Source organism: Vibrio neptunius (assembly GCF_000967495.1).
GTDB lineage: Bacteria > Pseudomonadota > Gammaproteobacteria > Enterobacterales > Vibrionaceae > Vibrio > Vibrio neptunius.
In genome coordinates this window covers 32650-53923 of record NZ_JXXU01000026.1, presented here as the reverse complement: position 1 = coordinate 53923, position 21274 = coordinate 32650, and the positions used below count along the sequence as shown (strand labels likewise).

Here is a 21274-nt window from a genome sequence, read left to right as displayed (position 1 = left end):
GTTTTCTTTTATGTGGATATCAATTATGTACTTGGTAAATGGACACACCACAGACTCAATCTCCCTTACTGATCGCTCATTTCAATATGGGGACGGTTGTTTCACCACCATGTTGGTTGTCAAAGGTCGCATTCAACATTGGGATAAACATCAAGACCGGATGCAATCTTGCCTCGACTTACTAGGTATCGCCTCTCCGAACTGGAGAGAGGTTCAAGATTGGTTAGAAAAAATGTGTCTAGAGTCTACTCGCTCAGGGTTGAAGTTACACATCAGCCGAGGAGAAGGTGGGCGTGGATATAGCCCTACTCAAGTGACCTTACCAAATGTTACTATTGGCGCCTTTAATTATCCGGTTCACTATGAACAATGGTTGATGGATGGAATTGGTTTAGGTTTATGTAGCAAGAGACTAGGGGTAAACCCTTTGTTGGCGGGCCATAAGCACAATAATCGACTTGAGCAAGTATTGCTCAAAGCTGAAATGGACCAACAAGGTTTCCTTGATGGAATTGCACTGGATGTGAACGGCTATGTAATTGAGACAACAATGGCCAATTTGTATTGGGTCAAACGGGGAATCATCTACACCCCCGATTTGACGAACGCGGGGGTTGCAGGTGTTATGCGTCGCGTTGTTGCTGAACGCTTATCAAATTGTGGGCTTACTTTATCGATTGGTCATTACAGGCTTGAAGAGCTAAACGAAGCAGAAGAAGTCTTTATATCAAACTCAATCCTTGGTGTCGCCCCAGTAAAAAGCATTGGCACACAGACCTTTTCAATAGGAACAATAACAAAAAAAATTCAGGAGATGGTTAACCCGTGATTAAGAGAATCACCTTATTTCTGGCACTTGTATTAGTGATTGCTGGTGCAGGATTTATTTATGTTACTAAACAAGTCGATGAGTATGTGACTCAGCCATTAAAGCTGAAAGAAGAACAGATTTATACGATTGAGACGGGTATGAGTTTCAACCGTTTACTGGCTGATTTAACGGATGATGAATTGATTGCTGCTGCTGGTGTGTCAAAGCTAGTTCGACGATTTCACCCAGAACTCACACAAGTGAAAGCAGGGACATATTTGCTTACTCCCGGTATTGACCTCAAACAAGCGCTAGAGCTGTTCAAAACCGGCAAAGAGCACCAATTCGCCATTACCTTTGTTGAAGGTTCAACATTCGCGGAATGGCGATTAGCATTAGAACAAGCCCCGTACCTTGAGCATAAAACATCGGCTTTGAGTGAAGCAGAGATTGCGCAACAACTTGGCCTTGAAGAATCAAAACTTGAAGGCTTATTACTTGCTGAAACTTATCATTACACGCTCGGTACTTCTGATCTTGATATCATCAAGCGAGCTGCAAAAAAGTTGCAGCAAATTCTTGATAAGCACTGGCGGCAAAGGCAAGAAAATTTGCCGTTAAAGACTCCATACGATGCATTAATCCTGGCTTCTATCATTGAAAAAGAGACGGCAGTAAGTGCTGAGCGTGAACGTGTTGCGGGAGTGTTTGTAAACCGTCTTAACAAGCGGATGCGCCTTCAGACCGACCCAACAGTGATCTACGGTATGGGCGAAAAATATGATGGTAACATACGCAAGAAAGATTTACGCACACCCACAGCTTACAATACCTATGTGATTTTTGGCTTACCGCCAACACCGATTGCGATGCCGGGTGAGGCCTCCATTGCTGCAGCCACCAATCCTGAAAACAGCAGTTACTTATACTTTGTGGCCAGCGGAGATGGCGGGCATGTTTTTTCCAAGACGCTGAGTGAACACAATCGCGCGGTACGCGCATATCTAAGACAGTTAAGAAGTAATAAATGAAACAAGCTAAATTCATTGTAATTGAAGGCCTAGAAGGCGCAGGTAAAAGTACAGCAATTAATGCGGTGCTTGATACGCTAAAGCAAGCAGGTATTGAGAAGGTAACGAATACTCGTGAGCCGGGCGGAACGGCGCTAGCTGAGAAACTCAGAACCTTGGTCAAACAAGACCATGTAGGGGAAGAGTTGCAAGATATGACCGAATTGCTCCTTATGTATGCGGCGAGAGTACAGCTGGTTGAAAATGTCATTAAGCCAGCATTAGATAGCGGTACTTGGGTAGTAGGCGATCGACATGATATGTCTTCTCAGGCTTATCAAGGAGGCGGACGTCAAATATCTAAACAAACTATGGCGGCGCTTAAGCAGACAACATTGGGTGACTTTAAACCAGATTTGACCATTTACCTTGACCTTGACCCACGCGTCGGCCTTGAGCGGGCGAGAGGCCGAGGCGAGTTGGATCGAATTGAGAAGATGGATATGAGCTTTTTCGACCGTACAAGAGAGCGTTATCTTGAGTTGGCAAGCAATGATGAAAGTATCGTTGTAGTTAGCGCTGAACAAAGTATTGATAGCGTCGCACAAGATATTAGAACCCATTTAACGAACTGGTTGGCACAATAACCATGAATTCTATCTATCCTTGGTTAACCGACACTTGGCGCGAATGGCAGGCTAGTCTGGAATCAGATAGGTTTTCCAATGCAGCACTATTGATAGCGGAAAAAGGACTGGGTGCTGAGCAACTCGTGGAGCGGTTTAGTGGAGCTGCAATGTGTAGCAACTATGCCAGTGAAGCTTGCGGTTTTTGCCATAGTTGCCAGCTAATGCAGGCACGCAATCACCCGGATTTCCATATTGTTAAACCCGAGAAAGAAGGCAAAACTATCACGGTAGAGCAGGTGCGCGAGTGTAATCGTTTAGCTCAAGAGTCTTCACAGTTGTCAGGAGTGAGGTTGTTCATCATCGAGCCCGCAGAAGCGATGAACGAATCTGCTGCAAATGCTTTATTAAAAACACTAGAAGAGCCATCTAACAGTTGTATGTTTCTTCTGGTTAGTTACAAAGCACATCGGTTGCTTCCAACGATTACCAGCCGTTGCCAGCAATGGCACGTAGTGAATCCGGGCTCAGAGTTGCTTGCTCAATGGTTAAATGAACAAGTCACTTTGGCAATCCCTGCTTTTGCGGCACATGTCAATGGCAATGCGCCACTCAAGACTCAAGCGTTTGTTGAACAGGGGAAAATTGAAAAATATCATCAGATTGAAAAGCATTTCCTTGAAGTCACTCAATTGACGGGCGATAGCGTCAAGCTAGCCAAAGAGCTGGCGACATCACCATCTGAGTACCTACAATGGATATGGTTTTTGCTGACAGATGCTCAAAAGAGTCATTTTGGTGTTCAGATGCCTTATTTTACACCAGGCTCAAAGGTTCTGGCGGCCAAACTCAGTTATCAATTGCTCTATACTCAAACAACAAACCTGAGTCAGTTGATTGGACAATTACGAGAGCACACCGGGTTGAATAGCGAACTGCTGATCTTAGATTGGTTATTTAAATTTAATGAGGAATCATGTTTGTAGACTCACATTGTCATTTAGACAAACTGGATTATCAGGATCTGCATTCTGGTATTGAAGACGTAGTTGAAAAGGCTAAGGCGGCCAAAGTCTCAGAGCTACTTTCTGTTGGGGTTACACTAGATTCGTTTCCTGCGATGCTGGAAATGATTGAGCCTTTTGGCAACGTTTACGCTTCTTGTGGTGTTCATCCTCTAGATGTAGAGAGTGAGTTTGCCTTAGACCGATTACACGAATATGCCTCGCATCCCAGAGTTGTTGCAATAGGTGAAACGGGGCTGGATTACCACTATCAACCTGAGACTGCTGAGTTACAAAAGCTAAGATTCCAACAGCACGTTGAATTAGCCGTTAAGCTGAATAAACCTTTGATCATTCACACACGGAATGCCCGACAAGATACGTTGGATATTTTACGTCGAGGCCAGGCTGATAAATGTGGCGGCGTGATTCACTGTTTCACCGAAGACCTTGCTTTCGCTGAAGCGGCGATGGATCTTGGTTTTTATATCTCCATTTCAGGGATCGTTACTTTCAGGCAGGCAACTGAACTAAAAGAAGTGGTTAAAACACTACCACTTGATAGATTATTAATTGAAACTGATTCACCGTACCTTGCACCTGTGCCACACCGAGGGAAACAGAACCAGCCTGCATACGTGGTTGAAGTTGCTTCCTATATTGCCCAGTTAAAAAACACATCACTAAGCGAAGTTGGCTTAAAAACCAGTCAAAACTTCCGAAATCTTTTTTTGAGATAAAAAAAGAGTTTTGAATGAAAAAGGAGCGCAAGCTCCTTTTTTTGTGTCTCAAATCACTTTTAGTACTATAAATTGTCTTGTTTACTAATTTTGTTGAAGATGAGAAGCTGAAAGTATCATAATGTAATTTTGTTACATGAAATAACAATTGAGTTTATTTTATTTACTCGTCAAAATTAATAGACATTAATATTAATTTAATAAATATCAATCAGATACACTGAAATAATGGGTTCTATTTGCCTATTTTGGATTGTGATCTATCTATTAGTTTGAAACTTATTTCCGTAACCTGCTAGAAAGTTTGTTCACCATCAATATATATTTAGAGCCGGAAAATATACTGCAAGATGTGGTTACATTTTCTCGGGGTGCTAACATTTAAGGCTACGGGGGTGTGCCGTTAGAACCCGATAATTCTTATAACTTTTCAGGAGCATAAACATGTTTAAGAACCTTTTTGCTAGCCTGCAAAAAGTGGGTAAAGCTCTGATGCTACCAGTATCGGTTTTACCTGTTGCAGGTATTCTACTTGGGGTTGGTGCTGCCGACTTGAGCTTCATTCCGGAAATTGTTTCCAACTTAATGGAGCAAGCGGGTGGTTCAGTATTTGGTCAAATGGCACTACTTTTCGCAGTAGGTGTTGCACTTGGCTTTACTAATAACGATGGTGTGGCAGGTTTAGCTGCAATCGTCGGTTACGGCATCATGACAGCAACGCTTGGCGTGATGGCTGGTGTTATGGGTGTTGAAAAAATCGACACTGGCGTTCTAGGCGGTATTCTTGTTGGTGGTGTTGCTGCATGGGCATTCAACCGCTTCTTCAAGATCCAGCTTCCTGAATACCTAGGCTTCTTCGCAGGTAAGCGCGCGGTGCCTATCATCACTGGTTTTACTGCTATCGCATTGGGTATTGTTCTGTCAGTAGTATGGCCTCCAATTGGTGGTGCTATCGCTTCTTTCTCAGATTGGGCAGCACACCAGAACCCACAAGTTGCATTCGGTATCTACGGTATCGTCGAGCGTTCTCTGATCCCATTCGGTCTACATCACGTTTGGAACGTACCATTTTTCTTCGAAGCGGGCACTTGTGTTAATGCAGATGGCGAGACACAAAACGGCGTTCTAACTTGTTACCTAGTGGCTGACGAAGCTTCTCGTGCGGTTGGTAATGGATTCGGTCAGCTAGCAGGCGGTTACATGTTCAAGATGTTCGGCTTACCAGCTGCTGCTATTGCTATCGCACACTCTGCCAAGCCAGAGAACCGTGCGAAGGTAATGGGTATCATGGCGTCTGCTGCATTGACTTCATTCCTAACTGGTATCACAGAGCCAATCGAATTCTCATTCCTATTTGTTGCTCCTTTGCTGTACGGCATCCACGCTCTACTAGCTGGTTCTGCATACGTTGTTGCAAACACTCTAGGTTTCGTACACGGTACTTCGTTCTCACACGGTCTAATCGATTTCATCGTACTATCTGGCAACGCACAGAAAATCGGTTTGATGGTGGGTGTTGGTTTGGTTTATGCGGTTATCTACTACGTAGTATTCCGCACAGTTATCAAAGCGATGGACCTTAAAACACCTGGTCGTGAAGATGAATCTAAAGAAGCAGTCGCGACATCTGGTTCAGACATGGCAGGTGAGCTTGTTGCCGCATTCGGTGGTAAAGCAAACATCACTGGCCTAGATGCATGTATCACTCGCCTGCGCGTTGCAGTAGCGGATACAGAGGCGGTTGATCAAGACAAACTGAAACAACTAGGCGCGGCTGGCGTAGTGGTTGTAGCAGGTGGTGTTCAGGCTATCTTCGGTACTAAGTCTGACAACCTAAAAACTGAAATGGATGAGTGGATCCGTAACCACGGCTAATACCCACTTACTCATTTAATTGATAAAGAGGAGGCCATTAGGCCTCCTTTTGTTTTGTTAGAGCTGAAATCAAGAGCGGTTGGCGAATACGTTTGGTTAAATGTTATTGCATAGTGGAAGCGATAAAATACTCTGGTTTCTAACGACCTCCTTACCTTTCTATGACATCTTTTCATCGCACAACTGGAAAATTGCACGCTGTTTTATTTAAATCTAGATCAGAGTGATGAAGAAAAGTACACTAGTTAAAAGCCTATTAGGTGTTGCGGCCGTCGCGTCGAGCGCAAGCGTCATTGCTGAAAGTTTAGAGCTTATGGAACTCTCCGTTGGGATGGCGGTAGACCAAGATCTAAGTGCAGTCTTTGAATTGAATCATCAGTACCGGTTTACAGTAGGTAATGACGGAGCTGCATTTGACTACATACTCGCTCGTGGAGAATTTGGTCAGGACGTACCTTTTACTTGGTATGTCGGTGCGGGGGCATGGAGCGAATGGGATCATAAAGAGTTTGGGGCGCGTGTCCCCATTGGTCTGAACTGGAACTTCAGTCAAGACTGGAATATGTATGGTCAGATTCAACCAGAGTTGGATGTGTATAGTGGCCCAGAACTTAAGATTGGCGGAGCGCTCGGCGTTAAATACACATTCTAGCTCTGACCAATAAAAAATGCCGACACTCAGTGTCGGCATTTTTACTCAAGCAACAACAGTAATCACTGCTGCTGTTTATTCATTGCTCGTTTGATACATATAGCAGCGCCGCCCCAAGTAATTCCAAGGCCCAGTATCATCATAATAATCGCACCTGTTGTCATGATCAGGCCTCCTTACGACTTGTTGCGTTAATCAATACACCAATAACAAATAGAGCAGCAATCATTGCCCAACCAAGGGTTAGGTCATAGCCACCGTAGCCTTCAGTGAATAGTGTTTGTAGTTTGGTTGCTAGAATAACGGCTAGCATAATCGGAGTGATGAAGCGCAGACAAACCACGAACCAAGCACCGATAGAAAAGTCAGAGATCTCATTAACGTATTCGCGTACATCACCGACTTTATTCAGTAACCAAGCCATAAGAATAATCTCGACAAAACCACCCACCATGATGCCGACATTGTTCGCGAAGTGATCGACCAAATCTAGTAATAGTAGACCGCCATTGGTTGCAAATGCCATAGAAACGACAACTCCAACACCAATAACAACGCTTGCTGCTTTCTTACGGCTCCACTTTAGTTTGTCGATAACGGCAGACGTCACAGCTTCCATGATGGAAATGTGTGAGCTTAGACCTGCAACTACTAGTGCGAAGAAGAAAAGTGGGCCTAGGATGTACGGCGCTGGCAGCAAGTTGATTGCAGCTGGCAGTGTAACAAATGCTAAACCAACGCCTGCTGATACGACTTCAGTCAGAGGTTTGCCTTGCTCTTGCGCCATATAGCCAAGGACTGAGAAGATCATGATACCAGCTAGGATTGAGAAGCCACAGTTAATCAAAACCGTCATGAAGGCGTTGTTAGTAATGTCTGATTTTTCAGGCAAGTAGCTTGAATAAGCCAGCATGATAGCGAAACCAATACTCAGAGTGAAGAAGATCTGGCCATACGCGGCTGCCCAAACTTTCACATCCCAGATTTTGCTAAAGTCAGGTTCAAACATATAGTTTACGCCGTCCAAGGCACCAGGAAGGAAAACCATACGACCAATCAGTAGCACAACCATGATAAATAGAATCGGCATCATGATCTTAGATGCGCGCTCAATGCCTGCTTTGACACCACCGACAATAGCCGCGTAAGTGATACCCCATGCAATTAGCATCGCAACGGCAATTTTCCATTGAATGCTTCCTAGGTTAGTTGGCGAGTTATCGCCTAAACCAAGGTATTCACTGAAGAAGAAGGCATTGGTATCGGTGCCCCAGCTTTGGTTGAAAGACATACCAAAGTAGGAAATTGCCCAACCGATAACAGCAACGTAGTAAACAGCAATAACCGCTGCGACACCTACTTGAAACCAGCCTAGCCATTCAAATTTAGAGTGAATTTTTGCTAGCGTACGAGGTGCGCTACCACGATATTTCTGACCCATGCTGAATTCAAGGATCATAAAGGGAATGCCTGCGGTGATCATGGCAAAAAGGTAAGGTATAAAGAAGGCACCACCACCGTTTTCATAGGCCATATAAGGGAAACGCCAAATGTTTCCCAGACCGATAGCCGATCCGACAGCGGCTAGAATAAATCCAGCGCGGGATCCCCATTGTTCTCGCTTCATAAAAGGACTCCTGTAAATCCAGTATCTGAGATTGAAGCTACCATAAAGCGAATTTTAGACTGAACGGCAGCCTAAAAAGCTTCACAAGTTGGAAAGCAGGTATTTGAAGATATATCGATATGCTTGATAAAATATCGTCAATAGAATGATTTTTTGGTTATTTACACTGCTTTTGCTAATATTTCTCAGATTTTAATTCTAAAAAGTTGAGTGCGTGTTTGCTTTAGCTAAAATAATCAGCTGCGCATAAAGAAAAGACTAACTACTAATATGAGTTAAAGCAATAGATTGTAGTTGTAAAGGTAGTGTTCTTGGTTGGTGATAAAATTGTTTTTATGACAGTTTGACGGTAAGTATAGTTATTAAAATATCACTATGTAGAATAAAAGTTTGTAACAATGTTGTTTAATTGAAATTTAATCCTTTTTGCATTTAAAGAGTGTATGACTGAAAAACATCCGCCTGTTTGATTTATTTTACTAAATTGTTAATAGTGTGATCTTATTGTTTCCTAGAAATGCCAAGTTAACCCTAAGTTAGCCGAAAACTGATTCATCCAATCTGTTTTAAACTTGATGATGCAGCTTCCTGACTGTGATGCGGGTAAAGAACATATTCCACTTGTATCATTATCAACAACGGTACCAAGCCAACGTAACTGAGTATTTAGCGCAAAATTATCAGTGAGACGGTACGCAAACCCTCCAAAGATACTAGCCGAAAAACCAAATTCGTCTGTGACCCAATCAGCATCTATGTACGAGCCTCCAAGCCCCACACCGAGATAGCTGTGTAGCGACTCCTTGACGGGGTAATAGATGCTACTCTGAAAGTGAAGGTAATGCATGGTCGAACCAAGACCAAGCGTCTCGACACTAGTGTGTTGATTGGCGTAAAACAAACCTATTCTACCTTTGTCGAAATCCATTTCAGTACTGATAGCAAAGCTTTCAGAACCCTTAAGGTCATAGTTCTGTTGATCTTGATTTTCCACGCTTCCACCTACCGTATAACCAACCCATGGTGTCAGATAAACATCTGCAAGAGTTGGTGGAGCAAAACAGAGCAAAGTACAAACGAAAAGGTGAATCCTGTTGATGTCCATAAAGATTGTCCAATCAGAGCGCTACACCTATTAATTGTGATAGTAACGTCATAATTACGCACAGAAAAAAGGGAATTATTGAAGATGCCTCACAACGATGTTATTACTTTGTTACACAATCAAGGAGGTGTCTATGGAACACGAACTAAAATACGCGTTAGTCATCACTGTGGCCGTTTTTGCGGTTCTGATTGGTTTTGGTTTAGTCGCGATCACTTCTGCCTAGGTTGAGCTTATGGACAACAGCGGTGTCGTTACCAGCGCTGCTATCCAGTTGGATACTCAACGCCTTGCTAAGTATACTGGCGGTAAGAATGCGTTGGTCGCTCAAGGGGGGGGCCAGCGTGGCATTTTTACTTCGGGTGTTCTTGATGCCTTTCTTCTATCTAATTTCGACCCTTTTGATACCTTTTACGGTACTTCAGCAGGTGCGCTAAATCTTTGTGGCTATCTTTGTCGCCAACGAGGAATAGGGCGCTCATTCATTCTTGAACTCACAACTGATGCAGAGTTTTTTAACCTGTTTCGTTACATTAGGCGCAAGCAGTATTTGGGTATCGACTGGGCGCTAGATAAGATCAGTGATTTCCCCTACAAGCTGGATATCGATATGGGGCGACGGGTTTTGGCAGATCGTCAGGCGTTTGCTGCGGTCACAGATACTAGTCGTCTTTTCGATCATTATTTACCTATGCTTCAGGATGATTGGCGCAAAGTACTCATTGCCACTTGCGCGATCCCGAGGTTGTACCATGAAGCGGTGGCGTTTGAGCATGGGGAGTATGTGGACGGAGGAGTTTCGGCGTCCATTCCTGTTCAAGAGGCATGGCGTAAGGAGGCGCGTTGTATTGTTGTGATACGCACAGAAGGGGAAGATCTGAAAACGGCGACAGAAAATGTGCCTCACGAAAATGACGTTAAATGGTACCGTGATTCGTTTAATCTTGTTCAAGAACATTGGCAGCAAAAGCTTGCTCAATGGAAAGGAGATTGGGCAAGTTTCTTTACAGAGCAATTGCAACGTTCTCAGGAAGATAAATTGCAGCACTTGGAGTCTCTCAACGGCGGACGTTGGTTGTTTGGAGCGGATGATATCTATCGATTAAGTCATCTACTTGGAGAGAAATTTGATTCGGGGCTGGCAGACATGTTAATGGTTCACTATCAGACCTATTCCCTGACTCAAGATTTTCTTCACAATCCACCAGACGATTGCTTTATTATCCAGATCAAGCCAGAGCAGCCTTTGATGTCCAACTCGCTGATGAGTGATCGACAAGCGCTTCTGCACGACTATCAAATGGGGCTTGATTCGGGTTTCCGATTTGTAGAGATGTTTGCTTCCGTCTCAAAACGTTTGGTTCCTAACATACAGAAATGATCGAGGGAGCTCTTATCGCTCCCTCTCAGCCACTTTTAAGCAGACAGGACACGCATGCAGTTGGTTGACCCCACGACGTCCATGACATCACCCTGAGTGATGATCACTAGGTCGCCTTCATGGAGTAATCCTTTTTCTTTTAAACAATTAACGGCCGCTTTGGCCGTCGGTAAACCTGAATCGCCTTTGGAGTCGAAGTAAACAGGTGTGACACCGCGATACAGAGCAGTGTGGTTCAGGGTGCTTTCATTCCGTGATAGGGCAAAGATAGGTAGACCTGAACTGAGTCGTGACATCATCAATGCTGTGCGACCCGATTCGGTAAGAGTCACTATGCCTTTGACACCTTTCATATGATTTGCAGCGAACATAGTCGACATAGCGATGGTTTCTTCGCTGCTTTTGAACACGGAGTCCATTCGGTAATTAGACCGGTTAATAGCCGACATTTTTTCCGCGCCTAAACATACCTCTGCCATTGAGCGCACGGTTTCCAGAGGGTATTTACCTGCTGCAGTTTCTCCTGAAAGCATTACCGCGTCGGTGCCATCTAAGACGGCATTTGCCACGTCCATGACTTCCGCACGGGTAGGCATAGGATTTTCGATCATGGATTCCATCATCTGAGTCGCTGTGATGACGGTGCGGTTGAGGCTTCGCGCTCGGCGAATAAGTTGTTTTTGTACACCAATTAATTCTGGGTCTCCAATTTCTACCCCTAAATCGCCACGAGCAACCATGACGGCATCTGAAGCGAGAATGATATCGTCGATATTCTCTTCACTTTCTACCGTTTCAGCACGCTCTACCTTTGCGACTAATTTTGCTTCTAATCCAGCGTCCCTTGCTAGGCGACGAGCGTACTTCATGTCTTCGCCATTACGTGGAAACGAAACCGCGAGGTAATCCACTTTAATTTGTGCTGCGACCTTGATGTCATTCTTATCTTTTTCAGTCAGTGCATCTGCTGATAAGCCTCCTCCTTTTTTATTAATACCTTTATTGTTAGAGAGTGGACCGCCAATAATGACTTTGGTAATCACTTGATTGCCAGAGACCTTGGTGACTTGCAGTTGAACACGACCATCGTCGAGCAGTAAAACATCGCCTGTTGAAACGTCTTGCGGTAGCTCTTTGTAGTCAAGGCCTACAGCATGTTGATCACCTTCTCCCTGAGCGAGGTCACTGTCGAGAATGAAGCTGTCCCCGACGGCGAGATGAATCTTGTTGTCTTTGAATGTTGATACCCGAATTTTGGGACCTTGGAGGTCTCCTAAGATGGCGACATTGGTACCATATTGAGCCGCAATATTACGTACGCGAGTGGCTCGCTGAATATGATCTTCTTCGGTGCCGTGTGAAAAATTCATTCTGACCACATTTGCGCCAGCCTGAATGATAGCTTCGAGAATCCCCTCTTTGTCCGTAGACGGACCTAACGTAGTGACGATTTTTGTTCTTCTTTGTATTGCAGTCATGATGAGTTCCTTGATCAAACCATGAGCCTCTATGAGTCATAAAATTATAGAGGCCCCAATTGAGTATATGCAAAATGCTGAGTTATGAGAGATTTAGGGGCAATTTATCTCGTCATACACACATATTTATTAATGCAAAAAAATGAACGCTTAAATGTGATATCGGTTTTGCAATTTGATTGAACGCCCAAAGAATCATGTTTATCCGTGATGCTTGTCACGGCGATCTATCAAAGCTCTTCACAATTACTTCGCAAAGTAAAAAAATTGCCCAGTTGTTGATATTCGGAGCATCCTATGTACATGGCTCAACCAGGCCATATTGATCACATCAAGCAGGTCAATGCTGGCCGTGTATATAAACTCATTGATCAAAAAGGCCCTATCTCGCGGATTGACCTGTCAAAAGAGAGCGAGCTTGCCCCCGCAAGTATTACCAAAATTACCCGTGAGCTCATCGATGCTCACCTGATCCACGAAACGACCGTGCAGGAAGCGACCAGTCGCGGCCGCCCAGCAGTAGGGCTACAGGTGAACAATGAAGGCTGGCAGTTTCTCTCAATGCGTCTCGGCCGTGGTTATTTGACCATTGCTTTGCATGAGTTGGGCGGCGATGTCCTGATCGACACTAAGATCGATATCCATGAAATTGACCAAGACGATGTTTTGGCTCGTCTGCTCCATGAGATTGATGAGTTCTTTCAGACATATTCTGAGCAATTAGATCGTGTTACCAGTATTGCCTTAACATTGCCAGGCTTGGTGAATTCAGAGAAAGGCATAGTGTTACAGATGCCGCACTACAATGTCGAAAACCTTTCTCTGGGCCCTGAAATTTATAAAGCGACTGGGTTACCTGTTTTTATTGCTAATGACACCCGAGCTTGGGCGCTGGCAGAGAAGTTGTTTGGTCATTCTCAGGAAAACGAAAACTCGGTGCTCATTTCTATCCACCATGGTCTTGGAGCCGGTATTGTACTCGATGGACGCGTACTTCAAGGGCGTCATGGCAACATTGGCGAGTTGGGACACATTCAGATAGATCCTAATGGTAAGCTTTGTCATTGTGGTAATCGAGGTTGTCTTGAAACTGTAGCGAGTTCTCACGCAATCCGCAGTGAGGTGTCAGAACGTCTAGCAAGCGGTGAAGAATCAACCCTGTCTGATATTAATGAACTGACGGTGGAAGACATTTGTGAAGCCGCTGCAAACGGTGATCCTCTCGCTGTAGATTCAGTTGAAAAGCTAGGTCGTTATTTGGGTTCGGCGATTGCTATTGTCATTAACCTCTTCAATCCAGAAAAAATTCTGATTGGTGGTGCCATCAATCAGGCGAAAGATGTCTTGTATCCAGCGATTCAAAATTGCATCCAAGAACAAAGTTTACCTGTGTACCATCAAGATCTCGAAGTGGTCGAATCTCGTTTCTATAAACAGGCCACAATGCCCGGTGCGGCATTGATAAAACAAGCACTTTACGACGGCTTGTTATTGATGAAAGTGATAGAAGGCTAAGCTCGTCGTCAATAAGCTTTATCTTTTATGTAAACCCATATAACCTTCAAGTTGTATGGGTTTATTTTTGTTTAGCCTGGCTTTAGGCTATTTTTGATATATTACAAAGTAGTTGAGAGATCGTATGTCCGGAGTTTTAAATAGCGTTGATCAGCGAACGAATCTTGTTGGTGAAAACCGATTGGAGTTGCTGCTGTTTAGTCTTAACAGCCGTCAGGTCTTTGCGATCAACGTTTTTAAGGTTCGCGAGGTGATCAAAGTCCCGCCGTTGACCAAAATGCCAGGCTCACACCACCACATTACTGGTGTGGCTTCTCTGCGCGGAGTCTCAGTACCTGTGATTGATTTGCGAAGTGCCATTGGGTTTCCGCCCCCTCGACAAGAAGATCAAGAGCAAAATCTGATCATCACAGAATACAACCGTACCATACAGGGCTTTTTGGTTGGTCAAGTGCGTAATATCGTCAACACGGCTTGGACGGAAATTCAGCCACCACCGAAAACGGCTGGTCGAGCAAATTATCTGACGGCTATTACGCACATCAAAGATGAGGACGGGCAGAAAATCGTTGAAATTATTGATGTCGAAAAAGTACTGGCAGAGATCATCGACTACGACGTCTCTATCTCTGAAGGTGTACTTGATGAAGACCTATCTACACAAATGGTTGGGCGTAATGTTCTTATTGTGGATGACTCTTCTACTGCTCGAGCTCAGGTTAAAGGAACACTGTCTCAGCTCGGCTTGAATATTCTCGAATGTCGTGATGGCTTAGAGGCACTTAGGTTGATCAAAGGTTGGAGTGAAGAGGGTAAAGACGTGCCCCGTGAATTGCTATTGATGATCACCGATGCAGAAATGCCGGAGATGGACGGCTACAAGCTGACTCACGAAATCCGTAGCGATCCTAAGTTAAAGGATCTCTATATCACGCTCAATACATCGCTAAGCGGCAGCTTTAATGACGCGATGGTGAAGAAAGTTGGCTGTGACCGATTTATTTCTAAATTCCAGCCTGATTTATTGGTTGAAGTGGCACAAGATCGACTGCGTGACATTTTGTCGAGATAGTACCTCGATCGATATGAAGCATGTAAATCAGTTGAACTACCGGTTGTACTTGGTCGATCATTTACTTTGCGAATTAATTAATCTTCACTTTTCATCACAAGCGAAGGGTAGTTGCTATTCATGATATGGTTTACGTCACAAGGTTGTGATGACCTTATGCATGTTACTATACAGGGAATACAAAAAGAGACGTATGGACGCTGAAGACGATGGGTAACTCGTCTAACTGTTAATCTAAAGGGAGCCGAGTGGCTCCTTTTCCGTTTATGGTGGTTAGTGGAAATCTCGTGACTTGCTTTGGAGCCCATCTAGTTTGTCTGTCATATCAATCAGTCTCCCGGCAATGATGTGCGTGACTTCTCCTTCTCTTTCTAGAATACCTTTTACCATCATTACCTTGGCTGTGAGATAGGCCTGCTTTTGTGCCCGCGCCGTTGCCTGCCAAACCACGACATTCATGTTGCCACTGTCGTCTTCTAAAGTGAAAAAGGTGACGCCAGCAGCGGTACCGGGAGCTTGCTTACCTGTCACAACACCGACGATGGTCACCAGAGACTGATGTGGCTTATGAATAAGCTCCTTCATTCTTGTAAAGCGCCCTAGGGCACCCGCTTGCTCTAAAAGTGTGATAGGGTGCTGGCTGAGTGATAGCCCCATGGAAGAGTAGTCTTCCAGTAGTGTTTGAACCTCTGAAGGTTTACTGATTGAACCACTTTGTGGTTCTTCCAAATCTTTAAAGAGTGGTAAATCGGATAACGAATCCATCATTGCCCAGCGGGTTTGAAAGCGGTTATTAGCGATTGACTGCATGGCATTAGATGAAGCAAGTCGCTCAAGCTCTCTCTGATTCAAACCGATATGCTTGAGTTGACTAGGGTGTTGAAAGCCCTCGAGACCACGTGCTTTGATGAGTTGAAGGCTACTATCTAACCCGAATCCTTTTATCTGACGAAGGCCAAGTCGAATAGCTAGCTTGTTGCCGCAATGAACGACCTGATGATCATAGTGTGATTGGTTGACGCAGACAGGTAGAATCAATACGTTATGACGCCTTGCATCCTGCACTAGTTGTGACGCACTGTAAAAGCCCATAGGTAGGCTATTGAGGAGTGAAGCGTAAAAAGCTTCCGGGTGATAATACTTGAGCCAAGCCGAACAATACGCTAATACAGCAAAAGAGGCAGAGTGACTTTCAGGAAAACCGTACTCACCAAATCCGAGTATCTGATCAAAAATGCGTTCAGCAAACTCTTGTTCGTAGCCGCGAGCCAACATTCCCTCAATCAGCTTGGTACGAAACTTCACCAGATTGCCATTTTTTTTCCAAGCGGCCATAGCACGACGTAATTGATCGGCTTCACCACCACTAAAGCCTGCTGCGACCATCGCCAGCTTGATTACCTGCTCCTGAAAGATAGGTACTCCCATAGTTCGTGATAACACCTCTTTGACTTCATCCGAAGGGTAGGTCACGGGTTCGATACCATCACGACGTTTGAGAAAAGGGTGAACCATATCCCCTTGAATGGGGCCTGGGCGTACAATAGCAATCTGGATCACTAGATCGTAATAAGTCTTGGGCCTGAGTCTAGGCAGCATGCTCATTTGGGCTCGTGATTCGATCTGAAATACACCGACTGTGTCGGCTTTCTGGATCATGCCATACACTTCAGGATCATCTTGCCTTCGGGTGATCTCCGCAATAGTCAGATCTTGCTGATGAAAACGTTTGACCAACTGGAAACATTTATGGATAGCGCTGAGCATCCCTAGGGCGAGGACATCCACTTTCATTAGCTTGAGGCTTTCCAGATCATCTTTATCCCACTGAATAACTGTCCTGTCTGCCATAGAAGCATTCTCAACGGGTACCAGCTCATACAAAGGGCCTGCGGCAATCACAAAGCCGCCGACGTGCTGCGACAAATGCCGAGGAAAGCCGAGAATCTCGTTAACCAGAGTGATGAACTGTTCACCTTTGAGAGAATCCGGCTGAAGGCCAAGCTCGACGATCTGCGCCTGCCAGCCGAGTTCGCGGTCTCGGCGGTTAACGTTTTTAATGAAGTAGTCGAGCTGGCTTTCTTCAATCCCAAGTGCTTTACCCACATCGCGAACGGCACTTTTAAAGCGATAAGTGATCACGGTTGCCGCAAGCGCTGCTCGTTCACGGCCATACTTCTGATAAATGTATTGAATGACTTCTTCACGGCGTTCGTGTTCGAAGTCTACGTCGATGTCAGGTGGCTCATCACGTTCTTTACTAATAAAACGCTCGAAGAGAACGGAAATTTGCCTAGGATCGACCGCGGTAATTTCCAGACAGTAGCAAACGACAGAATTGGCTGCTGAGCCACGCCCTTGATAGAGAATATTCTGACGCTTGGCAAACATCACTATGTCGTGAATGGTCAGGAAATAGTAGGGGTAGTTGAGCTCACTAATCAGCTCAAGCTCTTTGTCGATAGTTTCTGAAATATCCTGAGGAACACCTTCGGGAAAGCGGCGACGCTTGCCACTGTCGACTAATTTGCGCAGATAGCTCATCGGCGTTTCACTACTGGGTACTAGTTCATGGGGGTATTCGTACTTGAGTTCTTCTAAACTGAATTGGCATTGCTCGGCGAGGCGAATACTCTCTTCCAGCCATTCCTGTTTAAACAGTCGGGCGAGCTTTTCTTTGCTTCGCAGTGTGCGTTCTGTATTAGTGAGCAGGTGCTTACCAATTTTATCAACGCGACTACCATGCTGGATTGCGGTCAGAACATGTTGTAGAGGAAGACGGTTAGCGGTATGCATGAGTACACCACCACAAGCGGTGATTGGCACCATCAGTTCCTGAGCGAGCTTCTCACAATGAGTGAGATAGCTTTTATCGTCTGCTTCTAAATGGCGTTGAACACCTAACCACATTCTTGGTTGATGATGTTGAGCAAGCCAGTGTCCCCATTTCTGATCGCTATGTTGATGGCTGGGGAGCCAGACCATCAGACAGTGGCGAAGCGACATTAAATCCCATTCTGCCAGCTGATATTGTCCTTTCTCGGTACGTCTTCTTGCGTTTGTGATGATGCGACAGAGTTCAGCATAGGCTTCACGGTTTGGGCAGAGTAATACGACCTGACATTCATCACTTAACCAGAACATACTTCCTATGATCAGTTTGATATTGAGGCTATGAGTTTCGATCGCTCTATAAGCTCTGACCACGCCTGCGACGGAGCACTCATCGGTAATCGCCAGTGCGTGGTAGCGTAAAAAGTCGGCTTGTAGAATAAGCTCTTCCGCGTGAGAAGCACCAGTGAGGAAAGAGAAATTGGTCTGGCAGAAGAGTTCAGCGTATTTCATTATCGCATCTCCGCTTAGCTAAATAGTCCGTGCAGGAACCACTGCATTTCTTGATTACGAAATATCCAGAGCCAACGTCCACTGTCGCTGCGCGCAATAAAATAATCACGCGTCATTTCATCACCATCCCACCAGCCAGTCACAAAGCGTTCAGGGCCATGTATAACATTTACCTTTTCTGTTAAAGGCTCTGGGGTTGGTAGCATTAAAGATGGGCGTAAACCAGAGAGCGAAACTTTAGTAGGAATGGGGAGATCGGGGGCGCACAATGACATCGATTTCTCTGGTCTAGGATCATCTGTTGGTGCGACTTTAAGGACTTGGTTGTTACCCAACTTAGCTTGTAGTGTAGCTATCAACTCCAGCTCCGTTTGTTGGCCTTTGCGTCCTGCGAAAATGTCTTGGCTGGTGGACTCAAGTTCGCCACTCCGTACCACTTTCAGAGTTAAGCCTTGTATTGGAGCATCAAGTTGAATGGACTCCATTGTCAGTTGACAAAGCTTAGCCCAGCGCTGAGCGAAGTAATCTCCACAGGCTGAAGTAAATGCAATCACACCAGCGCCACGATCGCGTTGATGAAGAGTCAACTCAAGTTCGTATGCAACCTGATTACGTAATGTCAGGAAGCCTTCCAGTTTTTTTAGCAGCTTTAATAACGGTTTTTCCAACCATTGGATATTTTCGATATCAAACAACAACTCAAGGTAACTTTGAAAGTGTTCAGGTGGGTGGTAGAAATTTACTGGGTGTTTAAACTGACCCATCAGTCGTCCGACATAGTTAACCAAATCGATATCAAAACGTCTGGCGACCTCTTGCATCGGCAGTTCCAGCAGATCGTTGAGGGTTAACACTCCCACACGAGAGAGTTTTTCAACCTGTTTACTGTCAAGCTCAGTGGCTGAAACTGGGTAGGGTTTAAGTGCTTCACAGAGCTGAGTTCTATCTTGGCTGATCAATGCACTTCCAGACTTTGCCAGCAGAATGGCAGAGAAGGGAGAAAAACCAGTAGCGTACTGATACTGGATACTCAGCTGCTGTAAATGTTGTGATACTCGGTGCCAATAAGCATCCAGCCCACCATAGAGTGACAGCATGTCTGTGACTTTTAGCAATAACCCTTGTGGCGGAAAGAGCACCAGATCAGAGGTCACCATATACAACCACTGAGCGATATCCAGTAAGGTCTGTTGCTCTACCTTCTCATCATAGGGGTGGACCTGAAGCGAGTGACACAAAGCGCTAGCGCTGCCCAGTCCCATTCCCGGTCGAATACCTTGTTCGTGCGCGGCGAAATTGCATTGCACGATTTGGAAACGTTTGGAATCAACTACTACCAAAGGCTGCTGAGCCTGTTCAGAGTACAGCGCATCCAGTTGTAGAGTCGGGAAATGCAAGTACAACCACACCTGCATCGTTAGCCTTGCTTACGCAGTGGGAAAGGAAGAATAACAGGTTCAGGTCTGGACTCTGTTAATGAAGGCCAGAGTGTACTCATATCCAGAACAAAACTGGCATGTGGCCACCCACCTTTGCGCTTAGTGATGGTGATTTCAACGCCAAGTGAGTGGGGGAGTAGCGTCATGCTCAAACTGACGGGCAGAGAAAAGAGAGTGCGCTGTGCGGTTTTAAACAAAAACGACAGGCAATTTCCAGTTTCACTGGCGACCTGAAGTCGACGAGCATGATGGACTTCCAGCCCCGAATTCCAAAGCAGCACGTTACTGCAAGCGCCGCTTTTCAGGCACTGCTCTGCCGCCCATAAGGCTTCGTTCTCTGTTTTCGGATAAATCAGCAGAACATGGTTCAGATCGAGCCCTTCTGCTGTCATAGACTGCGCAGACAGGTGTCCAGGTGGTTGTATGAATACAGATAACCTACCTTGGCTGCTGTTTTTAAGGTGAGGGAGTAGCAGGCGAAGCTCTCCGATGCCGGGAGTCGTTTGCAATTCCACCACGCCATAAATGGGAAAACCGCCTTCCAGTTTTTGATCCAGAAGATCAAAGCCTGTCGAATGGTGATCTCTGGACTCCGGAGTGTGATTGCCCTGCCAAAGCCATTGTTTTTTCTTAAGATGTTCGATCAGTTCATACATAACAATTTACCTGTATATATATACAGTATAAATTATTATTATTTATCAGCAAGTGAAGGGCTGCATAAGTGGATAAAAAAACGCCTTGTGTTTCCACAAGGCGTTGAATATATGAGAGATTTTTTTCTATTTCTTCGGCTGTGCGTCAATACACTGACCACGAACGTGTTTGCTCTCGTTCGACATTAGGTGAAGATAAAGCGGCATGATATCCAATGGCGTTTTTAGCAACTCAGCGTCTTCCGCTGGGTAAGCCTTCGCGCGCATGGACGTACGTGTGCCACCTGGGTTGATCGCATTGACACGGATGTGTGTATCACTCAATTCATCCGCCAGAATCTGCATCATGCCTTCCGTTGCGAATTTAGATATCGCGTAAGTTCCCCAGAAAGCACGGCCAGCGTGGCCAACCGTTGATGATGTAAAGATAACGCTGGCATCATCTGATTTATGCAATAGCGGAAGGATTGCCTGAGTCATCAAGAACTGGGCTTTAACATTAACCTGCATGATATCGTCGTAAGTGTCTTCACCAATCTGATCAAATGGGCTCAGTACACCCAGTTGACTGGCATTGTGAAGCACTCCATCAAGCCGACCAAACTGACTACCAATGGTATCGGCCATATCAATATAGTTTTGCTTGCTTGCGCCTTTCATATCCAGAGGAATGATTGCTGGTTGAGGGTAGCCAGCGGCTTCGATTTCATCATAAGTTTGCTCAAGCTTTTTCACGGTACGACCTAACAGAATGACGGTGGCACCATGCTGAGCAAACGAGATTGCGGCTTGTTTACCGATGCCGTCACCGGCACCTGTCACGAGAATGACTTTGTCTTTTAAAGCGTCTGAGGAAATGGAATAATCCACGACATGCATCCTTATTGTAATGTTCTGCTTTATGAATCCGTAAGATGGTGGTTACAATACACTAATTC

Annotated in this window: 19 protein-coding genes; 11 read left to right on the top strand and 8 right to left on the bottom strand. The window is 45.1% G+C overall.

Features of this window, described 5'->3' with window-relative positions; all coding sequences use genetic code 11:
* The first annotated feature begins 25 nt into the window (after nt 1-25).
* From pabC to TW84_RS09895, 7 genes are all read left to right on the top strand, one after another.
* Nucleotides 26-829 carry an aminodeoxychorismate lyase gene (gene pabC, locus TW84_RS09925; RefSeq protein ID WP_045975500.1) on the top strand — a complete coding sequence of 268 codons (804 nt, stop codon included), beginning with the start codon at nt 26-28 and terminating at the stop codon, nt 827-829.
* The gene (gene mltG / locus TW84_RS09920; RefSeq protein WP_045975499.1) at nt 826-1842 is read left to right on the top strand and encodes an endolytic transglycosylase MltG; all 1017 of its coding nucleotides are present in this window, start codon (nt 826-828) and stop codon (nt 1840-1842) included. Before pabC ends, mltG begins: the two co-directional genes overlap by 4 nt.
* Complete coding sequence (gene tmk, locus TW84_RS09915) at nt 1839-2468, top strand: dTMP kinase (protein ID WP_045975498.1); 630 nt, start codon at nt 1839-1841, stop codon at nt 2466-2468. The genes mltG and tmk overlap by 4 nt, the downstream gene beginning before the upstream one ends.
* Nucleotides 2469-2470: 2 nt before the next feature.
* Nucleotides 2471-3433 (top strand): DNA polymerase III subunit delta', encoded by a 963-nt coding sequence (locus TW84_RS09910; RefSeq protein WP_045975497.1) that lies wholly within the window; start codon nt 2471-2473, stop codon nt 3431-3433.
* On the top strand, nt 3424-4191 hold the full coding sequence (locus TW84_RS09905) for a TatD family hydrolase (RefSeq protein WP_045975496.1): 768 nt from the start codon (nt 3424-3426) through the stop codon (nt 4189-4191). The genes TW84_RS09910 and TW84_RS09905 overlap by 10 nt, the downstream gene beginning before the upstream one ends.
* 444 nt (nt 4192-4635) lie before the next feature.
* Complete coding sequence (gene ptsG / locus TW84_RS09900; RefSeq protein ID WP_045975495.1) at nt 4636-6066, top strand: PTS glucose transporter subunit IIBC; 1431 nt, start codon at nt 4636-4638, stop codon at nt 6064-6066.
* A 226-nt stretch (nt 6067-6292) separates the two neighbouring features.
* On the top strand, nt 6293-6718 hold the full coding sequence (locus tag TW84_RS09895) for a hypothetical protein (RefSeq protein ID WP_045975494.1): 426 nt from the start codon (nt 6293-6295) through the stop codon (nt 6716-6718).
* Between the two features lie 62 nt (nt 6719-6780).
* Here the strand turns inward: TW84_RS09895 and TW84_RS24375 are convergent, their stop codons facing one another.
* The 3 genes from TW84_RS24375 to TW84_RS09885 form a co-directional block, all read right to left on the bottom strand.
* The gene (locus tag TW84_RS24375; RefSeq protein ID WP_157634026.1) at nt 6781-6882 is read right to left on the bottom strand and encodes a MetS family NSS transporter small subunit; all 102 of its coding nucleotides are present in this window, start codon (nt 6880-6882) and stop codon (nt 6781-6783) included.
* Nucleotides 6883-6884: 2 nt separating this feature from the next.
* The gene (locus tag TW84_RS09890) at nt 6885-8345 is read right to left on the bottom strand and encodes a sodium-dependent transporter (protein ID WP_045975493.1); all 1461 of its coding nucleotides are present in this window, start codon (nt 8343-8345) and stop codon (nt 6885-6887) included.
* 511 nt (nt 8346-8856) lie between these two features.
* Nucleotides 8857-9450, bottom strand: coding sequence for an outer membrane beta-barrel protein (locus TW84_RS09885; protein WP_045975492.1), 594 nt, complete (start codon nt 9448-9450; stop codon nt 8857-8859).
* Nucleotides 9451-9583: 133 nt separating this feature from the next.
* On the opposite strand from TW84_RS09885, the gene cydH reads away from it, so the two are divergent.
* Nucleotides 9584-9676, top strand: a complete 93-nt coding sequence (gene cydH / locus TW84_RS24370; protein ID WP_157634025.1) for a cytochrome bd-I oxidase subunit CydH — start codon at nt 9584-9586, stop codon at nt 9674-9676.
* Nucleotides 9677-9685: 9 nt separating this feature from the next.
* Complete coding sequence (locus TW84_RS09875; protein WP_045975490.1) at nt 9686-10831, top strand: patatin-like phospholipase family protein; 1146 nt, start codon at nt 9686-9688, stop codon at nt 10829-10831.
* Between the two features lie 35 nt (nt 10832-10866).
* Here the strand turns inward: TW84_RS09875 and pyk are convergent, their stop codons facing one another.
* Nucleotides 10867-12309 carry a pyruvate kinase gene (pyk, locus tag TW84_RS09870; protein WP_045975489.1) on the bottom strand — a complete coding sequence of 481 codons (1443 nt, stop codon included), beginning with the start codon at nt 12307-12309 and terminating at the stop codon, nt 10867-10869.
* Nucleotides 12310-12606: 297 nt separating this feature from the next.
* On the opposite strand from pyk, the gene mlc reads away from it, so the two are divergent.
* Nucleotides 12607-13824 carry a sugar metabolism global transcriptional regulator Mlc gene (gene mlc, locus TW84_RS09865; RefSeq protein ID WP_045975488.1) on the top strand — a complete coding sequence of 406 codons (1218 nt, stop codon included), beginning with the start codon at nt 12607-12609 and terminating at the stop codon, nt 13822-13824.
* Nucleotides 13825-13948: 124 nt separating this feature from the next.
* Complete coding sequence (locus tag TW84_RS09860; RefSeq protein WP_045975487.1) at nt 13949-14896, top strand: chemotaxis protein CheV; 948 nt, start codon at nt 13949-13951, stop codon at nt 14894-14896.
* A 273-nt stretch (nt 14897-15169) separates the two neighbouring features.
* On the opposite strand, the gene TW84_RS09855 is transcribed toward TW84_RS09860, so the two are convergent.
* From TW84_RS09855 to TW84_RS09840, 4 genes are all read right to left on the bottom strand, one after another.
* On the bottom strand, nt 15170-18241 hold the full coding sequence (locus TW84_RS09855) for an error-prone DNA polymerase (RefSeq protein WP_045975486.1): 3072 nt from the start codon (nt 18239-18241) through the stop codon (nt 15170-15172).
* Between the two features lie 14 nt (nt 18242-18255).
* Nucleotides 18256-19656 carry a Y-family DNA polymerase gene (locus TW84_RS09850; RefSeq protein WP_045975485.1) on the bottom strand — a complete coding sequence of 467 codons (1401 nt, stop codon included), beginning with the start codon at nt 19654-19656 and terminating at the stop codon, nt 18256-18258.
* A 2-nt stretch (nt 19657-19658) separates the two neighbouring features.
* Entirely contained in the window at nt 19659-20336 is a 678-nt protein-coding gene (gene imuA, locus TW84_RS09845; protein ID WP_045975484.1) for a translesion DNA synthesis-associated protein ImuA, read from the bottom strand.
* A 126-nt stretch (nt 20337-20462) separates the two neighbouring features.
* Nucleotides 20463-21206, bottom strand: coding sequence for a YciK family oxidoreductase (locus TW84_RS09840; protein ID WP_045975483.1), 744 nt, complete (start codon nt 21204-21206; stop codon nt 20463-20465).
* Between the last annotated feature and the right edge of the window lie 68 nt (nt 21207-21274).

What these genes read in the sequence shown, in the direction of transcription:
- pabC (WP_045975500.1), top strand. Translation starts at nt 26, where the DNA reads ATGTACTTGGTAAATGGACACACCACAGACTCAATCTCCCTTACTGAT.
- tmk (WP_045975498.1), top strand. Translation starts at nt 1,839, where the DNA reads ATGAAACAAGCTAAATTCATTGTAATTGAAGGCCTAGAAGGCGCAGGT.
- TW84_RS09910 (WP_045975497.1), top strand. Translation starts at nt 2,471, where the DNA reads ATGAATTCTATCTATCCTTGGTTAACCGACACTTGGCGCGAATGGCAG.
- TW84_RS09905 (WP_045975496.1), top strand. Translation starts at nt 3,424, where the DNA reads ATGTTTGTAGACTCACATTGTCATTTAGACAAACTGGATTATCAGGAT.
- ptsG (WP_045975495.1), top strand. Translation starts at nt 4,636, where the DNA reads ATGTTTAAGAACCTTTTTGCTAGCCTGCAAAAAGTGGGTAAAGCTCTG.
- TW84_RS09895 (WP_045975494.1), top strand. Translation starts at nt 6,293, where the DNA reads ATGAAGAAAAGTACACTAGTTAAAAGCCTATTAGGTGTTGCGGCCGTC.
- TW84_RS24375 (WP_157634026.1), bottom strand. Translation starts at nt 6,882, where the DNA reads ATGACAACAGGTGCGATTATTATGATGATACTGGGCCTTGGAATTACT.
- TW84_RS09890 (WP_045975493.1), bottom strand. Translation starts at nt 8,345, where the DNA reads ATGAAGCGAGAACAATGGGGATCCCGCGCTGGATTTATTCTAGCCGCT.
- TW84_RS09885 (WP_045975492.1), bottom strand. Translation starts at nt 9,450, where the DNA reads ATGGACATCAACAGGATTCACCTTTTCGTTTGTACTTTGCTCTGTTTT.
- cydH (WP_157634025.1), top strand. Translation starts at nt 9,584, where the DNA reads ATGGAACACGAACTAAAATACGCGTTAGTCATCACTGTGGCCGTTTTT.
- TW84_RS09875 (WP_045975490.1), top strand. Translation starts at nt 9,686, where the DNA reads ATGGACAACAGCGGTGTCGTTACCAGCGCTGCTATCCAGTTGGATACT.
- pyk (WP_045975489.1), bottom strand. Translation starts at nt 12,309, where the DNA reads ATGACTGCAATACAAAGAAGAACAAAAATCGTCACTACGTTAGGTCCG.
- mlc (WP_045975488.1), top strand. Translation starts at nt 12,607, where the DNA reads ATGTACATGGCTCAACCAGGCCATATTGATCACATCAAGCAGGTCAAT.
- TW84_RS09860 (WP_045975487.1), top strand. Translation starts at nt 13,949, where the DNA reads ATGTCCGGAGTTTTAAATAGCGTTGATCAGCGAACGAATCTTGTTGGT.
- TW84_RS09855 (WP_045975486.1), bottom strand. Translation starts at nt 18,241, where the DNA reads ATGAAATACGCTGAACTCTTCTGCCAGACCAATTTCTCTTTCCTCACT.
- TW84_RS09850 (WP_045975485.1), bottom strand. Translation starts at nt 19,656, where the DNA reads ATGCAGGTGTGGTTGTACTTGCATTTCCCGACTCTACAACTGGATGCG.
- imuA (WP_045975484.1), bottom strand. Translation starts at nt 20,336, where the DNA reads ATGTATGAACTGATCGAACATCTTAAGAAAAAACAATGGCTTTGGCAG.